The organism is Agrobacterium sp. NPDC058088, assembly GCF_042885035.1.
Taxonomy (GTDB): domain Bacteria; phylum Pseudomonadota; class Alphaproteobacteria; order Rhizobiales; family Rhizobiaceae; genus Agrobacterium.
On the sequence record NZ_JBHVSU010000001.1, the window covers coordinates 478680 to 494731 of the forward strand.

Genomic DNA, 16052 nt, shown 5'->3' on the forward strand with positions numbered 1-16052 from the left:
AAGAATGCGGCTGAGCGGAACGGGTAAAGAGGGCGGCATGTCGGGACATTTCAATTATATCGTCGTCGGTCGCGGTATGATGGGTGCCGCCGCCGCCCGTCATCTGGCGGAAACGGTGGAGGGCGTGGCGCTGATCGGTCCCGGTGAGCCTGCCGATATAAAATCGCATCAAGGCGTCTTCGCCAGCCATTACGATGAAGCGCGGATTACCCGCACTATCGATGGCGATGCCGACTGGGCGTTGCTCGCCAACCGTTCTATCGCACGTTATGACGATATTGCCGCACGCAGCGGCGTCGAGTTTTACGCCCCGGTCGGCTGCCTGATGGTGGGACCCGAACGGGGCGGCGCCAATCCCTTTGTCGATTATGTTCTGAAAGCGGCGGCTCGGCTCGGAGTTTCCACGGAACTCCTGGATGACCAGAGCCTGAAAAGCCGCTTTCCCTATTTCTTCTTCGAACAGGGCGGCGAAGGCGTCTTCGAGAGGGATAATGCCGGTTACGTCAATCCGCGCGCGCTGGTGAAAGCACAGGCCATACTGGCGGAAGAGGCGGGCGTTACGCTGATTGACGATATCGTCGTCTCGACGCGGGAAGAGGATGGCCGCGCCCGTGTGCGGACGGCTTCGGGCGCGGTTTATTCCGCAGACCGGGTGCTGGTGGCGGCCGGTGGTTTCTCGATCACCAGGGATTTGCTGCCTCAGCCGGTTGGGCTCGATGTCTATGCCCGTACCGTCGCTTTCTTCGAGATAAATGAGAGCGATCTGGAGCAGTATGCGGACATGCCGTCGCTGATCTATGAGCCGCGCGACACCACAAAACACATCTACCTGCTGCCGCCAGTGCGTTATCCCGATGGCAAATTCTATCTGAAGATCGGCGGCGATCCCGATGACAAGAGGGTCGGCAGCGACCCGGAAATCCGGGAATGGTTCCGCTCCGGCGGACGTGAAAGCGTGCGTGACCACCTTTCGGCGATTGTTGGAACGCTGGTGCCTTCCGTTGATCTCTCTCGCGTCTCGATGGCCGCTTGCGTCGTCTCCAAGACCAAGAGCGGCTATCCTGCCATCGGTTTCACCGCCTCGCCGCGCATTGCGGTCTTGACCGGCGGTAACGGCACGGCGGCCAAGAGTTCCGACGAGATCGGGCGGCTGGGTGCTCTGTTGCTGCGTGAGGGAAAAATCGCCGATGGTGCCTTCTCGACGGATTTCAAACCGGCATTTCTTTGATGTTTCTCTGCGCTTTTCGGTGGCTTTCGCTGCGGAACATGGTTATGCAGCCCATGCCAGTTGGCCGGGCAGCCGCGCTTTACCAATGTCGAAAGACGGTAAGGTGAGGAAAGTCCGGGCTCCACGGAAATACGGTGCCGGATAACGTCCGGCGGGGGCGACCCCAGGGAAAGTGCCACAGAGAGCAAACCGCCATGCATCGCATGGTAAGGGTGAAAGGGTGGGGTAAGAGCCCACCGCGCTTCTGGTAACAGCGGCGGCAAGGTAAACCCCACCGGGAGCAAGACCGAATAGGGATGACACGGGGCGGGCGAAAGCCCGTTCACAGCCGGTTTCCGGGCCCGTCATCCGGGTGGGTTGCGCGAGGCGGCATGCAAATGCCGTCCCAGATGAATGGCTGCCACGTTCCGGGTCAAACCGGGGCCATACAGAACCCGGCTTACAGGCCAACTGGCGAATTTCCTCTTTGGCTTCGAGGGTGGAAATTTTGGCGGGATGAAGACATCCTGTTGTTTCATAAAAGAAAATAGCTTTTTCCATGATGCATTATTGCGTCGTGAAGGGGGATTGCTGCGCGCAAAGTAAACCATTCGTTAAACTTAACGGCTTATGAATTTCCGATGCGAAGGCGGTATCGTGCCGGCTTCATCCCATTGACGCCCATAGTGTCCCATGGTATCCCAAATGCACACCACATTGGGTCGTGTTTTTGACCCGCAATCGCTGAAACGTTTGAGGAGCCTGCAAGGGGCTGCTGCAGGGCATGTCGCCCTGGCGCTTGGCGATGTGTCGTGCGTACCGGTGTCGGCTGCGGAGCGGATGAATCGCTTTGCGGCATGCGGTTTTGGCGAGTTGAGTAATGGACCGCTTTTTATCGAACGTGACGAACAGGATCGACGCCAAGGGGCGCGTCTCGATTCCGTCTCCGTTTCGTTCGGTGCTGGCGAAGCGCGGCATTCAGGAGCTTTATTGTCTCCAGGATTTTGCGTTTCCGGCAATCAGCGTCGGCGGTCCGGATCTGCTGGAGCGCTACGAGCGGCAGATTGCGTCCATGGATGCCTTCTCGCCGCAGGCAAACGCAATGTCGCTGCTGGTTCACGGCGGCGGTGTTTTCATGAAGCTCGACCAGGAAGGTCGATTGATGGTGACGGATTTTGTGCGGGAATTCACCGGCATCTCTACCGAGGTCACCTTCGTCGGACGGGCGGATCATTTTCAGCTTTGGCAACCGGATGCGTTTTTGGCGGCGCAGGCGGAAGCAAGAGCGGGGCGCGGTTTTTCGGCTGCTCGCCCCGCCTAGGACGGGGACAGTCAATGGCGGCGAATTCTGGCGGACGATCTTCTGATGCCGATGGCGGACCTCAGCGCCATATTCCTGTGCTGCTTCGTGAAGTCATCAGCGCGCTTGAACCCGCCCCCGGCAAGGTCATTCTGGATGGCACTTTCGGTGCGGGCGGCTACACCCAGGCCATTCTCGATCAGGGCGCCAATGTCATCGCCCTGGACCGCGATCCAACGGCGATCGCCGGCGGTCAGGCGATGGTTGCAGCCAATGGCGGCAGGCTCTCGCTCATCCAATCGCAATTTTCCGATCTCGCAAAACATGCGCCGGAGGGCGGGCTTGATGGCGTCGTTCTCGATATCGGCGTGTCCTCCATGCAGATCGACGAAGCCGAGCGCGGCTTCTCCTTTCAGAAGAACGGCCCGCTCGACATGCGCATGTCCGCTTCCGGCGTTTCGGCGGCGGATGTCGTCAACCGCGCCAAGGTTGGCGACCTCATTCGCATCTTCGGTTTTCTCGGCGAAGAAAAGCAGCCGGGTCGCATTGCCCGTGCTATCGAGAAGAAGAGGGCTGAAGAGCCTTTCCGCACCACGCGCGATCTGGCGGGCCTGATCGAGATCGTTACGCCACGGAAAGCGAAAGACAAGATTCACCCGGCAACGCGGGTGTTCCAGGCGCTGCGCGTTTTCGTCAATGATGAACTGGGCGAGCTGGCGCAGGCACTGTTTGCCGCCGAGCAGGTTCTGAAGCCCGGTGGCCGGCTGGTCGTCGTCACGTTTCATTCGCTGGAAGACCGAATCGTCAAGAAATTCTTCTCCGACCGTTCGGGCAAGGCCGCCGGTTCCCGGCATCTGCCGATGGTGGAGGACAAGCCCGCCATTTTCGAGAATATGGGTAAGCCGATGATTGCCGCCACCGACGAGGAGGCGGAGCTTAATCCGCGGGCCCGTTCGGCCAAGCTCCGCGCTGGCCTGCGCACCACGGCACCGGCACGCGCTGCGGATTTCTCGATTTTCGAGCTTCCAGATCTCGCCAGCCTTGAAAAGATGGGAGGCTGATATGCTGCGCACTTTCGATGTCATCTTGATGGGGGTCATGGTCGCTGCGGCGGTCGTGACCTATTCGATCAAGCACAAGGCTGATCTCAAGCTAGAGGAGGTCCGCAAGCTGGAGGCCGAAATCAAGCTTGAGAAGGATACGATCGATCTCCTGCGGGCCGACTGGGCGCTGCTGACGCAGCCGAACCGTCTGCATCGCTTGGTCAATGCCTATCAGACGGAGCTTGGCCTTTCGCCGACACTGCCAACGCAACTGGCGCAGCCGCGCGAGCTGCCGATGTTGCGTTCGCAATTGCCGCAGCCGCCCGAGCCGGAAGGCATGAGCGTCGAAGACGTTATCGCAGCCGCGGTCAATGGCTCCAAACCGGGTGCTACGTTGGGTGGCGCTTCCAAACCCAAATCACCGCCGGCGGGTCAGATTGCCGTCAACGGCGTTCCGGTTCCGACGCCGCGCGCCCGCGTTTCCCGCCCGTCGGCGCCACCCATGCCGGTTGCTTCTGCCGCTGTTGGTGACGAGACCGACGACATGGACGACACGATAACAGGATCGGTGAACCGCTGATGTCTTTTCTCTCCCGCGCCATGGTTCTGAAGAGCAAGGCTCATTTTTCCGCCAGCACCACCGGTGTCTATACGGATCATGCGGCTTTTGAGGGCGCCCGCAAGAAACGCGCCGCCCAGGCGAAAAGCCGCGTCGGGCTTCTCATTTTCGGTTTCATTGCCTTTTATGGCGTCGTCGGTGGCCGTCTCGTGCAATATGGCATGGCGGAACAGGAAACGGTGTCGAGCATTGCGCCCGCCGACCGCCTGATGGCGTCGAGACCCGATCTGCTTGACCGCAATGGCGAAGTGCTTGCGACCGATATCCGCACCGTGTCGCTGTTTGCCGAGCCGCATCGTATCGTCGATATCGATGAGGCCATCGAAAAGCTGCGCACCGTCCTGCCGGATCTCGACCAGCGCAGCACCTATCAGAAGCTCACTTCCAATTCGCGTTTCCAATGGCTGCGCCGTCAGTTGACACCGAAGCAGCAGAGCCAAATTCTGGCGCTCGGCATTCCCGGCATCGGCTTTAGACCAGAGAAGCGCCGCTTTTATCCGGGCGGGCCGACCGCAGCGCATGTGGTCGGTCACGTCAATATCGACAACCGCGGCGTTGCCGGCATGGAGCGTTACGTCGACAGCCAGGGTCTTGCCGATCTGACGGCGCTCGGCATGACCAGTGACCAGCCGCTGGAACCTGTAAAGCTTTCCATCGACCTGCGCGTGCAGTCCATCGTGCGTGAAGTCGTGACCTCGGCCATCACCAAGTTCCAGGCGATCGGCGCCGGTGCCGTGGTTCTGGATGTGCATACCGGCGAAGTGCTGGCCATGGCCTCGGTGCCGGATTACGATCCGAACAACCCGGCCGAAGGCGCGAAAGAAGGCTGGCTCAACCGCATGTCGAACGGCACGTTCGAAATGGGCTCCACCTTCAAATCCTTCACCATTGCCATGGGCCTCGATTCAGGCCGCGTGCGTCTCGGCGATATGTTCGACGCGCGTTACCCGATCCGCATCGGCGGCTTCACCATCAAGGACTTCCACGGCAAGGGGCGCATGCTCTCGGTGCCGGAAATCTTCCAGTATTCGTCAAACATCGGTACGGCCAAGATCGCCGACACTGTTGGAACGGAAGGGCACAAGGAATTCCTGACGCGGCTTGGCCTTCTTACCCGCATGCAGACCGAACTGCCTGAAGTGGCGCTGCCGTCGCAGCCGCGCGAGTGGAAGAAGATCAACTCCATCACCATCTCCTTCGGTCACGGCGTTTCCACCACACCGCTGCAGACGGCGGTCGCCGGTGCTGCACTCGTCAATGGCGGCAAACTCATCGAACCGACCTTCCTGCCGCGCACCCGCGAACAGGCGGATCAGGTGGCAAAGCAGGTGCTGAAGCCCGCTGCCAGCAAGGATATGCGTTTCCTCTTCGAGTGGAACGGCGTCAATGGTTCCGGCCGAAATGCACGCGTCGATGGTTTCAACGTCGGTGGCAAGACCGGCACGGCCGACAAGGTCGTCAACGGCCGCTACGTGCACGACAAGAACTTCAATGCCTTCCTGTCGGCTTTCCCGATGGACGACCCGCAATATGTGGTGCTGTCCTTCATCGACGAACCGAAGACGGACAAGGGCAATGGCGCGGCACTCGCCGGCACGTCTGCGGCACCGATGGTGCACGACATCATTACGCGCACGGCGGCGGTCTTGGGGGTGAAGCCGAAGTTCGGCAAGGATGGCTCGGCCTTGCTCGTGTCTTATTGATTGTTAGCTTATGATGTTCCGGCGATTCGTGCCGGGGGGACAAGACGGAAACAGTCGATGAATTTGCGAGATATATCCGGAAATGCGTTTCCGGAATTGAAAGAATTGCTCCTGTCTGAGATCGGGGCGATCGAAATCGGGGGGATCACCGCAGACAGCCGCAAGGCTGCGCCGGGTAGCCTGTTCGTTGCGGTTTCTGGCACCAAGGCTGATGGTGCGACCTATGTGAAGGACGCGGTTGCCAAGGGCGCTGTCGCCGTTGTTTCCGGGCACGCGGTGGAAGCCGACGTGCCGGTTCTAGTCGTCACCGACCCACGCCTTTATCTCTCCCTTGCCGCCTCCCGCTTTTACGGAAAACAACCGGAAACCATGGTTGCCGTTACCGGTACCGCCGGAAAGACCTCCGTTGCTTCCTTCGTGCGGCAGATTTGGGCTTTCGCCGGTCATGCAGCGGCCCAGATCGGCACAACCGGCGTCATTGCTCCCGGTCGCGAGGATTATGGCGCGCTGACGACGCCCGATCCGATCACGCTGCATGCGCTTCTGGCCGAGCTTGCGAGCGAGGGCGTCACCCACGCCGCGATGGAAGCTTCCAGCCACGGTCTCGACCAGCGCCGCCTCGATGGCGTGCATCTTTCTGCCGCCGGTTTCACCAATCTTGGCCGCGACCATATGGATTACCATCCAACCGTCGAGGATTACATGGCCGCGAAGATGCGGCTTTTCGATACGCTGATGGAAAAAGGCGCTCCTGCCGTGATCTTTGCCGACGACCCCTGGTCGGACAAGGCGATCCGCGCGGCGCGCGAAGCGGGTCTCGATGTCCGCACCGTTGGACGGAACGGCCAATATCTCACTTTGAAGCGCGTCGAGCATTTCCGCCACAAGCAGATGATCGAAGTGCATCATGACGGCGTCATCCACGAAGTCGATGTCCCGCTGGCGGGTGATTTCCAGGTGGCCAATGCGCTTGTTGCCGCCGGTCTTGCCATGTCGACGGGTGTTCCCGCCGCAACGGCGCTTAAGGCGCTCGAAAAGCTGGTTGGCGCCGCCGGCCGTCTGGAACTTGTCGGCCAGACAGGGAACGGCGCGCTTGCCTATGTGGATTATGCCCACAAGCCTGACGCGCTCGAGAACGTGCTGACTTCGGTGCGGCCCTTCACCTCCGGCCGCATCATCACTGTCTTTGGCTGCGGCGGCGATCGCGACAAGGGCAAGCGCCCGATCATGGGCGAGGTCGCGACGCGTCTTTCCGATATCGTCATCGTCACGGATGATAATCCGCGATCTGAAGACGCGGCGACGATACGCTCGGAGGTCATGGCCGCCGCACCAGGCGCTCTGGAAATCGGCGACAGGGCGGAGGCGATCCGCCATGCGGTATCGATGCTCTCGCACGGCGATACGCTGATCGTCGCGGGCAAGGGGCATGAAGAGGGGCAAATCGTCGGTTCGGTCACGCTGCCGTTTTCCGATCATGAACAGGTGCGCGCTGCACTGGCAGGGCTGGAAGGATCGAAGATTTGAGCTGGTTATGGACAGTCGCCGATATGATCGCCATCACCGCAGGACGCCCGGTGGGCAACCTGCCGACAGGAATCACCGGCATTTCCATCGACAGCCGGACGGTCAAGCAGGGCGAGGCCTTTTTCGCGATCAAGGGTGATCGGGTGGACGGCCATGACTATACCAGCTTTGCCGTTGCCAATGGGGCTGGTCTTCTGGTGGTGGCCGAAGCCAAATTGCCCGCGCTCGGCCGTCTGACGGTGCCCATGATTGTGGTGGAAGACGTACTTGCCGCACTCGGCAAGCTCGCCATCGCGGCGCGTGAAAGAACATCGGCGCGCATCATCGCGGTGACGGGCTCGGTCGGCAAGACCACGACCAAGGAAATGCTGCGGCAGGCGCTCGTGCCTTCGGGCCGGGTGCATGCGGCGGTGGCGTCCTTCAACAACCATTGGGGCGTGCCACTGACGCTGGCGCGCATGCCTGCGGACACGGAATTCGGCGTGTTCGAAATCGGCATGAACCATTCCGGCGAAATCCGGCCACTGGTGAAGATGGTCCGCCCACATGTGGCGATCATCACGACGATTGCACCTGCCCATCTCGGCAATTTCAACAATATCGAAGAGATCGCCGCCGCCAAGGCGGAGATTTTCGAAGGCGTGGAAGACGGTGGTTCGGTCATCCTCAACCGCGACAACGCCCAGTTCGAGCAGCTTGAAGAGGCGGCGCAGGAGCAGGGTATCGAGCATATCCTCACCTTCGGCCAGCACGCCAAGGCGGATTTCCGCCTGGCCGATTTTGAGAGCACAACGACCGGCTCGACGATCTGGGCGATCCTCAATGGCGAAACCAGCGAACTGCATCTCAATATTCCGGGCCGGCACATTGCCGACAATGCAATGGCGGTGCTTGGCGCTGTGGCGATCACGGGCGCCAATCTCGACCGCGCCTTCGAGGTGCTTGGATCGCTTGAGGCGGTAAAGGGGCGTGGCCAGCGTCACCATCTTCAGATCAACGGTGGCTCCTTCCTGCTGATCGATGAAAGCTACAACGCCAATCCGGCCTCCATGCGGGCCTCGATTGCCGTGCTGGCGGAAACGCCGACGCAGGGGCACGGCCGGCGTGTCGCCGTTCTCGGCGACATGCTGGAGATGGGCGAATTTTCGGCACAGTTGCACGAGGAACTGGCTGGACCTTTGCTTGCGGCGGGTATCGAACATGTGTGGCTGGCGGGCGAGGCGATGGCGGCGCTGCGTGACGCGCTGCCTGACAGCGTGACCGTCATATGGTTCCCGACGACGGCGGAACTCACCGATTTTGCCCTGCAATGGGTGCAACCGGGAGACGCGCTGATGGTAAAATCGTCACTTGGCCTCGGTTTCGGCAAGATTGTCGCCGCGCTGCTTGACAAGTATCCGGCATTCCCCGAGACGGAACGCCAAGTCTGAAATAGCCTTTTGAAAGGGCAATTATGCTGATCTGGCTCGTCGAACTGTCGGATAAAGTTCAAGTCTTCAACCTCTTCCGGTACATCACCTTCCGGGCGGGTGCTGCGATGTTCACCTCTGCGTTGATCGTCTTCCTGTTTGGGCCGGCCATCATCAACTCGCTGCGCGTGCGCCAGGGCAAGGGCCAGCCGATCCGCGCCGATGGGCCGCAGACGCATTTCAAGAAGGCCGGCACCCCAACCATGGGCGGCTTGATGATCCTTGCCGGTATCCTCGGCGGTTCGCTGCTCTGGGGTGACCTGTCGAATGTCTATGTCGTCGCCGTTCTGATGGTGACGCTTGGTTTCGGAGCCATCGGCTTCTACGACGATTATCTCAAGGTCACGAAACAGAGCGACAAGGGCTTTTCCGGCAAGGCACGTCTCGGCATCGAATTCCTGATCGCGGCGATTGCCGTGTTCTTCATGATGAAGATGGCGCTCGCTTCCGCGCCGCATGGCGGCACGCTCGGCAGCTCCATTGCCTTTCCCTTCTTCAAGGAATTCGTGATCAATCTCGGTTATTTCTTCGTGCTGTTCGGCGCTTTCGTCATCGTCGGCGCGGGGAATGCGGTAAACCTGACCGATGGTCTCGATGGTCTTGCCATCGTGCCGGTCATGATCGCGGCCGCCACTTTCGGTGTGATTGCCTATCTCGCGGGTAACGCGGTTTTCGCCAATTACCTGCAGATCAATTTCGTGCCCGGCACGGGCGAACTTGCCGTTATCGTTGGCGCGGTCATCGGCGCGGGCCTCGGCTTCCTGTGGTTTAATGCACCGCCCGCGGCCATCTTCATGGGCGATACGGGGTCGCTCGCGCTTGGCGGCCTGATCGGCTCCATCGCAGTCGCCACCAAGCACGAGATCGTCATGGTCATCGTCGGCGGTCTCTTCGTCATGGAAACCCTGTCGGTCATCATCCAGGTCTTCTGGTTCAAGCGCACCGGCAGGCGCGTCTTCCTGATGGCGCCGATCCATCACCATTTCGAGAAAAAGGGCTGGACGGAAAGCCAGGTGGTCATCCGTTTCTGGATCATTTCCGTAGGCCTCGCGCTGCTCGGCCTCGCCACCCTGAAGCTGAGGTGAGCGATGATCCCGGTCACGTCGTTCAAAGGTAAGAAGGTCGCGCTTTTCGGGCTTGGCGGTTCGGGTCTCGTCACGGCCCGGGCGCTGGTGGCTGGCGGGGCGGATGTCGTTGCTTTCGACGACAATCCCGACAGTGTCGCGAAGGCTGAGGCCGAGGGCATCAAGACGGCGGACCTTCGAACGATAGACTGGTCGAGTTTCTCCTCCTTCGTGCTGGCACCGGGCGTGCCGCTCACTCATCCGAAGCCGCACTGGTCGGTCGATCTGGCGAAAGCCGCCGGCGTTGAAATCATCGGTGATATCGAGCTATTCGTCCGTGAGCGTCGCGCTCATGCGCCGGATTGCCCTTTCATCGCGATTACCGGGACCAACGGCAAGTCGACCACCACGGCGCTGATCGCGCATATTCTGAAATCGGCCGGCCGCGATACGCAGCTTGGCGGTAATATCGGCACGGCGGTACTGAGCCTCGATCCCCCGAAGGCGCAACGTTTCTACGTTGTCGAGTGCTCGTCCTACCAGATTGACCTGGCACCCACGATCAATCCGACTGCTGGCATTCTTCTCAATCTCACTCCCGATCATCTCGACCGGCACGGTACGATGCAGCACTATGCCGACGTCAAGGAACGGTTGGTCGCGGGCAGCGGCACGGCCATCGTCGGTGTCGACGACAGCTATTCGACGCTGATTGCCGACCGGATCGAGCGCGCTGGTGTGAAGGTCGAGCGCATTTCCAAGCGCAATGTCGTTTCCGAAGGTCTTTATGCGGAAGGCAGCCGCATCTTGCGTGCTCATGGTGGCAAGTCCTCGCTGCTGGTCGATCTCGACGGTATCCAGACACTACGCGGCAGTCACAATGCGCAGAATGCCTCGGCGGCAATTGCGGCCTGCCTTGCAGTCGGGGTTTCCGAAGATGAGGTTCGCGCCGGTCTCAACTCTTTCCCCGGCCTCAAGCACCGCATGCAGCCGGTTGGCCGGCGTGGCAACGTGACCTTCGTCAATGACAGCAAGGCCACCAATGCCGATGCGGCGGCGCCTGCACTTTCGAGTTTCGATCGCATCTACTGGATTGCTGGCGGCCTGCCGAAGGCGGGCGGCATCGCCAGCCTTTCGCCGCTCTTCCCGCGCATCGCAAAGGCCTATCTGATTGGCGAGGCGGCCGCGGAATTTGCCGCAACGCTCGGCGAAGCCGTGCCTTACGAAATATCCGGCACGCTTGATAAAGCCGTACAGCACGCGGCGGCGGATGCGGAAAAAGATGCGACGGCCGGCAATGTCGTGATGTTATCCCCGGCTTGCGCAAGCTTCGATCAATATAAGAACTTTGAAGTCAGAGGTGATTCGTTCGTCGCAGAGGTTGCGGCGCTCGATGGCATGACGATGCTCGTTCACTCTGGAAAAGGGGACTGAAGGCCATGGTAAGCCGAGTTGATCGCGGTCCGGTCGCGGAATGGTTCTGGACCATTGACCGTTTCTTTCTGGCAGCGTTCATCGCGCTGATGGGTATCGGTCTGATGCTGTCCTTCGCGGCGTCACCCGCGGTTGCCGAGCGTATCGGCCTCAACAGCTTCTTTTTCGTCGAGCGTCAGGCGATGTTCATGGTGCCGTCGCTGGCGATCATGGTTGGCCTTTCGTTCCTGTCGCCGCGCCAGGTGCGCCGCGTGGCGGTCATCATGCTGATCGCCTCGCTGCTGACGATGATCTTTGCACTGTTCTTCGGCATCGAGGTGAAAGGAGCGCGGCGCTGGATTTCCATCGGCAGCTTCTCGATCCAGCCATCGGAATTCATGAAGCCGGCTTTCGTCATCGTTTGCGCATGGCTTTTTGCCGAGCGGGCGCGCCATCCCGAGATTCCGGGCAATCTCTTCGCCATCATCACTTTCGGTATCGTCGCCGCACTCCTGATCGCCCAGCCGGACTTCGGCCAGACGATCCTGACTTCAGTGGTCTGGGGCGGCATGTTCTTCATGGCCGGCGTGCCGTGGTTCTGGATCATCATGCTCGGCGGCCTTGGCGTCGGCGGTATTGTGACCGCCTATTTGATGTTGCCGCACGTCGCGGGCCGTATCGACCGTTTCTGGACGGGTGAGGGCGACACGTTCCAGGTTGATACCGCACGCGAGGCGATCATTCGCGGCGACTGGTTTGGTCGCGGGCCGGGCGAAGGTATCGTCAAGCGCATCATTCCCGATAGCCATACCGACTTCATCTTCTCGGTGGCGGCGGAAGAATTCGGCATTGTTTTCTGCATGTTCCTTGTCGCGATCTTCGCCTTCATCGTGCTGCGCGGCCTGTCGCACGCCATCAAGGAGAAGGACGATTTCTGCCGTTTTGCCGTGGCCGGTCTGGTCCTTCAAATTGGCATGCAGTCGATGATCAATATCGGCGTCAATCTGGAGCTGATGCCCGCCAAGGGCATGACTTTGCCGCTGATTTCCTATGGCGGTTCGTCGATGATGGCGATATGCGTGACTGCCGGTTTCCTTCTGGCGCTGACACGTCACAGACCCGAAAAGCGGGCGCAGGAGCGGAGTTTCTTCCGCGTCGGTTCCGGCGTTCCCGCGGAGTAAACGATCATGAGCAAGGGTATTGTTCTTCTCGCCGCCGGTGGAACCGGCGGCCATGTGTTTCCGGCAGAAGCGCTCGCGCATACGCTGAAGGCACGCGGTTATCAGGTGCATCTCGTCACCGACAGCCGCGCCGAGCGTTATGCGGGCAAGTTCCCGGCGGATGAGATTCATGTAGTGCCATCGGCGACGATCGGCTCAAAAAATCCGATTTCCGTAGCGCGTTCGCTCTGGAAGCTGTGGGTAGGCCTGCGCGCCGCACGCCGGCTGGTAACGAAACTGAAGCCGGTCGCGGTCGTCGGTTTTGGTGGTTATCCCACCGTGCCGCCGCTTCTGGCTTCGACCGGCCTCGGAGTACCGTCGATCATTCACGAGCAGAATGCGGTGATGGGCCGCGCCAACAAGGCGCTGGCTGCCCGCGTGAAGGCGATTGCAGGCGGTTTCCTGCCGCCCGCCAACGGTCAATATTCAGACAAGACGGTGGCGACCGGCAATCCGGTGCGTCCGGCGGTGCTGGCGGCATCTGAAATTCCCTATACGCCCTCTCAGACGGGCGACACCTTCCAGCTCGTTGTTTTCGGCGGCAGCCAGGGTGCGCAGTTCTTTTCCAGCGCCGTTCCGGCCGCGATCTGCCTGATGAAGGATGAGCAGCGCAAGCGTATCGTCGTGACCCAGCAGGCCCGGCCGGAAGACAAGGACAGCGTCATCGCCTCCTACCAGAAGCTTGGTGTGAAGGCTGACGTTTCGCCCTTCTTCGGCGACATGGCCTCGCGCATCGGTGAGGCCGATCTGGTCATCAGCCGCTCGGGCGCTTCGACGGTATCTGAGCTTTCGGTGATCGGCCGTCCGTCGATCCTCGTGCCTTATCCCCATGCCCTCGATCACGATCAGGCGGCCAATGCCGCGGCGCTTTCGGCTGCGGGCGGGGCAAGCGTCATCAAGCAGGCGGAACTGTCACCGCAGAAGCTTTCCGGCCTGCTGACGTCGGCGCTCGCGGAGCCGGATCGACTTTCCGCAACCGCGGCGGCGGCCAAGGCAACTGGTAAACCGCACGCGGCGGATGTGCTGGCCGATCTGGTAGAGGCGATTGCCTCCGGCCAGTCCGTACAGGAATTCAAGAAAAAAAATGAAGGAGTTGGGGCATGAAGATGCCGAAAGCCATAGGCCTTGTGCATTTCATCGGCATAGGCGGGATCGGCATGAGCGGCATTGCCGAAGTGCTTCATAATCTCGGCCACCGCGTGCAGGGGTCCGACCAGGCAGACAGCGCCAATGTGCAGCGCCTGCGTGACAAGGGCATCGAGGTTTTTGTGGGCCATACGGCTGACAATATCGGCGATGCCGAAGTCGTGGTCGTTTCCACCGCCATAAAGAAGAACAATCCGGAACTCATCGCTGCGCGGGAAAAGCACCTGCCGATCGTTCGCCGTGCCGAAATGCTGGCGGAGCTGATGCGCTTCCGTAACGCCATCGCCATTGGCGGCACCCACGGTAAGACCACGACCACCTCCATGGTCGCGACGCTGCTGGAAGCCGGTAATCTCGACCCGACCGTCATCAATGGCGGCATCATCAATGCCTATGGCACCAATGCCCGCATGGGTGAGGGCGAGTGGATGGTGGTCGAGGCCGATGAATCCGACGGCACCTTCCTGAAGCTGCCAGCCGATGTGGCCGTCATCACCAATATCGATCCCGAGCATCTGGATCACTACGGGAATTTCGATGCCGTGCGCGCCGCATTCCGCCAGTTCGTGGAAAATGTGCCGTTCTATGGCTTTGGCGTCATGTGTCTTGACCATCCTGAAGTGCAGGCATTGGTTGGCCGGATCGAGGACCGCAAGGTCATCACCTACGGTGAAAACCCCCAGGCCGACGTACGTTTTTCGAATGTGCGTATCGATGGTACGCGGTCGGTCTTCGACGTGGAAATCCGCCGTCGCCGCACCGGCAAGATATTCTCCTTCAAGGATCTCGTCCTGCCGATGCCCGGCCGCCACAATGTGTCGAACGCGACGGCAGCAATCGCTGTTGCCAATCGTCTCGGCATTTCGGAAGCCGACATCAAGAAGGGCCTTGCCTCCTTCGGCGGCGTCAAGCGGCGCTTCACGCTGACGGGCGAAGCCAATGGCGTGCAGGTCTTCGACGATTACGGCCATCATCCCGTCGAGATCAAGGCCGTGCTGGCGGCTGCGCGCGAGGCCTGCAAGGGCCGCATCATTGCCGTGCATCAGCCGCATCGCTACAGCCGTCTTTCCAGCCTGTTTGATGATTTTGCGCATTGTTTCAACGATGCCGATACGATTCTTCTTGCTCCGGTTTATGCCGCGGGCGAAGATCCGATCGAAGGCGCAAGCTCCGAAGCGCTGGTTTCAGCCATCAAGGCTGCCGGTCACCGCGACGCCCGTTTTCTGGAAAAGCGGGAAGACCTTGCGTCGCAGGTTGCAGCCATTGCGAACCCGGGTGATTTCGTGGTTCTCTTGGGGGCTGGAAATATCACGCAATGGGCAGCGGCGCTGCCTTCGGAATTGAAGAGCATATCAGGAAAGTCTGAATGAGACAGGTCGATGGGGTTAAATTGCTGGGGAGGCTCGGCGACGGGGTAAAGGAATTGCGGGGACGTCTGACACCGGATGCGCCTATGGACCGCGTGACGTGGTTCAGAGCCGGCGGTCTTGCGGAAGTGATGTTCCAGCCGCACGATACGGATGATCTGATCGCCTTCCTTAAAATTCTGCCGGAAGATGTGCCGCTAACCGTAGTGGGCGTCGGCTCGAACCTGCTCGTGCGTGACGGCGGTATTCCGGGCGTTGTCGTGCGTCTGTCCGCAAAGGGCTTCGGCCAGGTTGAGCTTGCGGGCGAAAACCGTATCAAGGCTGGCGCGATCTGCCCGGACAAGCATATTGCGGCCATGGCCATGGATAATGGCATTGGCGGCTTCCATTTCTATTACGGCATTCCCGGCTCCATCGGCGGTGCACTGCGCATGAACGCGGGCGCCAACGGCGGCGAGACGCGCGAACGTGTCGTTGAGGTTTATGCGGTCGACCGTCAGGGCAACCAGCATGTCATCTCCAATGAGGAGATGGAGTACAGCTATCGCCATTCCGGCGCCGATGCGAGCCTGATCTTCACGGGCGCGCTGTTTGAGGGGTACCCGGAAGACAAGGCGAAGATCCGCGCCGAGATGGATGCCGTGCGTCACCACCGCGAAACCGTGCAGCCGATCCGCGAACAGACGGGTGGTTCCACCTTCAAGAATCCCGAAGGTCACTCCGCTTGGGAACTGATTGACGAAGCGGGTGGCCGTGGTCTCGTCATCGGCGGCGCGCAAATGTCGTCGCTGCATTGCAACTTCATGATCAATACCGGCCACGCGACCGGTTATGATCTGGAATATCTGGGCGAGACCATTCGCAAGCGCGTGTTCGAGAAATCGGGTATCCGGCTGGAATGGGAAATTAAGCGCCTTGGGTTGTTCATGCCGGGCCGCGAAGTTGAGCCTTTCCTCGGGGCCTGATACGAGGCC

General features: G+C 60.5%; 13 protein-coding genes and 1 other RNA gene. All 14 read left to right on the forward strand.

Annotation, left to right across the window (positions count from 1 at the left end):
• Positions 1-37: 37 nt before the first annotated feature.
• The 14 genes from ACFVTJ_RS02310 (at position 38) to murB (ending at position 16043) form a co-directional block, all read left to right on the forward strand.
• On the forward strand, positions 38-1228 hold the full coding sequence (locus ACFVTJ_RS02310) for an NAD(P)/FAD-dependent oxidoreductase (RefSeq protein WP_386904295.1): 1191 nt from the start codon (positions 38-40) through the stop codon (positions 1226-1228).
• 56 nt (positions 1229-1284) lie between these two features.
• Positions 1285-1686, forward strand: an RNA gene (gene rnpB / locus ACFVTJ_RS02315) — RNase P RNA component class A.
• A gap of 401 nt (positions 1687-2087) precedes the next feature.
• The gene (mraZ, locus tag ACFVTJ_RS02320) at positions 2088-2528 is read left to right on the forward strand and encodes a division/cell wall cluster transcriptional repressor MraZ (protein WP_386904298.1); all 441 of its coding nucleotides are present in this window, start codon (positions 2088-2090) and stop codon (positions 2526-2528) included.
• 14 nt (positions 2529-2542) lie between these two features.
• Positions 2543-3568: a 16S rRNA (cytosine(1402)-N(4))-methyltransferase RsmH gene (gene rsmH / locus ACFVTJ_RS02325; RefSeq protein ID WP_386904299.1), complete on the forward strand. Its 1026-nt coding sequence runs from the start codon at positions 2543-2545 to the stop codon at positions 3566-3568.
• Position 3569: 1 nt separating this feature from the next.
• A complete protein-coding gene (locus ACFVTJ_RS02330) occupies positions 3570-4130 on the forward strand; it encodes a hypothetical protein (RefSeq protein ID WP_386904301.1) in 561 nt (186 codons plus the stop codon).
• Positions 4130-5872, forward strand: a complete 1743-nt coding sequence (locus tag ACFVTJ_RS02335) for a peptidoglycan D,D-transpeptidase FtsI family protein (protein WP_386904303.1) — start codon at positions 4130-4132, stop codon at positions 5870-5872. The genes ACFVTJ_RS02330 and ACFVTJ_RS02335 overlap by 1 nt, the downstream gene beginning before the upstream one ends.
• Positions 5873-5929: 57 nt before the next feature.
• On the forward strand, positions 5930-7399 hold the full coding sequence (locus tag ACFVTJ_RS02340; RefSeq protein ID WP_386904304.1) for a UDP-N-acetylmuramoyl-L-alanyl-D-glutamate--2,6-diaminopimelate ligase: 1470 nt from the start codon (positions 5930-5932) through the stop codon (positions 7397-7399).
• A complete protein-coding gene (locus ACFVTJ_RS02345) occupies positions 7396-8829 on the forward strand; it encodes a UDP-N-acetylmuramoylalanyl-D-glutamyl-2,6-diaminopimelate--D-alanyl-D-alanine ligase (RefSeq protein ID WP_386904306.1) in 1434 nt (477 codons plus the stop codon). The genes ACFVTJ_RS02340 and ACFVTJ_RS02345 overlap by 4 nt, the downstream gene beginning before the upstream one ends.
• 23 nt (positions 8830-8852) lie before the next feature.
• A complete protein-coding gene (gene mraY / locus ACFVTJ_RS02350; protein ID WP_003494882.1) occupies positions 8853-9953 on the forward strand; it encodes a phospho-N-acetylmuramoyl-pentapeptide-transferase in 1101 nt (366 codons plus the stop codon).
• 3 nt (positions 9954-9956) lie between these two features.
• Complete coding sequence (murD, locus tag ACFVTJ_RS02355; protein ID WP_386904308.1) at positions 9957-11366, forward strand: UDP-N-acetylmuramoyl-L-alanine--D-glutamate ligase; 1410 nt, start codon at positions 9957-9959, stop codon at positions 11364-11366.
• A 5-nt stretch (positions 11367-11371) separates the two neighbouring features.
• Positions 11372-12526 (forward strand): putative lipid II flippase FtsW, encoded by a 1155-nt coding sequence (gene ftsW / locus ACFVTJ_RS02360; RefSeq protein ID WP_386904310.1) that lies wholly within the window; start codon positions 11372-11374, stop codon positions 12524-12526.
• 6 nt (positions 12527-12532) lie between these two features.
• A complete protein-coding gene (gene murG, locus ACFVTJ_RS02365; protein ID WP_386904312.1) occupies positions 12533-13669 on the forward strand; it encodes an undecaprenyldiphospho-muramoylpentapeptide beta-N-acetylglucosaminyltransferase in 1137 nt (378 codons plus the stop codon).
• Complete coding sequence (gene murC, locus ACFVTJ_RS02370) at positions 13666-15081, forward strand: UDP-N-acetylmuramate--L-alanine ligase (RefSeq protein ID WP_386904313.1); 1416 nt, start codon at positions 13666-13668, stop codon at positions 15079-15081. Before murG ends, murC begins: the two co-directional genes overlap by 4 nt.
• Positions 15078-16043 (forward strand): UDP-N-acetylmuramate dehydrogenase, encoded by a 966-nt coding sequence (murB, locus tag ACFVTJ_RS02375; RefSeq protein ID WP_386904315.1) that lies wholly within the window; start codon positions 15078-15080, stop codon positions 16041-16043. The genes murC and murB overlap by 4 nt, the downstream gene beginning before the upstream one ends.
• The last annotated feature ends 9 nt before the right edge of the window (positions 16044-16052 follow it).

What these genes read in the sequence shown, in the direction of transcription:
- ACFVTJ_RS02310 (WP_386904295.1), top strand. Translation starts at nt 38, where the DNA reads ATGTCGGGACATTTCAATTATATCGTCGTCGGTCGCGGTATGATGGGT.
- mraZ (WP_386904298.1), top strand. Translation starts at nt 2,088, where the DNA reads ATGGACCGCTTTTTATCGAACGTGACGAACAGGATCGACGCCAAGGGG.
- rsmH (WP_386904299.1), top strand. Translation starts at nt 2,543, where the DNA reads ATGGCGGCGAATTCTGGCGGACGATCTTCTGATGCCGATGGCGGACCT.
- ACFVTJ_RS02330 (WP_386904301.1), top strand. Translation starts at nt 3,570, where the DNA reads ATGCTGCGCACTTTCGATGTCATCTTGATGGGGGTCATGGTCGCTGCG.
- ACFVTJ_RS02335 (WP_386904303.1), top strand. Translation starts at nt 4,130, where the DNA reads ATGTCTTTTCTCTCCCGCGCCATGGTTCTGAAGAGCAAGGCTCATTTT.
- ACFVTJ_RS02340 (WP_386904304.1), top strand. Translation starts at nt 5,930, where the DNA reads ATGAATTTGCGAGATATATCCGGAAATGCGTTTCCGGAATTGAAAGAA.
- mraY (WP_003494882.1), top strand. Translation starts at nt 8,853, where the DNA reads ATGCTGATCTGGCTCGTCGAACTGTCGGATAAAGTTCAAGTCTTCAAC.
- murD (WP_386904308.1), top strand. Translation starts at nt 9,957, where the DNA reads ATGATCCCGGTCACGTCGTTCAAAGGTAAGAAGGTCGCGCTTTTCGGG.
- ftsW (WP_386904310.1), top strand. Translation starts at nt 11,372, where the DNA reads ATGGTAAGCCGAGTTGATCGCGGTCCGGTCGCGGAATGGTTCTGGACC.
- murG (WP_386904312.1), top strand. Translation starts at nt 12,533, where the DNA reads ATGAGCAAGGGTATTGTTCTTCTCGCCGCCGGTGGAACCGGCGGCCAT.
- murC (WP_386904313.1), top strand. Translation starts at nt 13,666, where the DNA reads ATGAAGATGCCGAAAGCCATAGGCCTTGTGCATTTCATCGGCATAGGC.
- murB (WP_386904315.1), top strand. Translation starts at nt 15,078, where the DNA reads ATGAGACAGGTCGATGGGGTTAAATTGCTGGGGAGGCTCGGCGACGGG.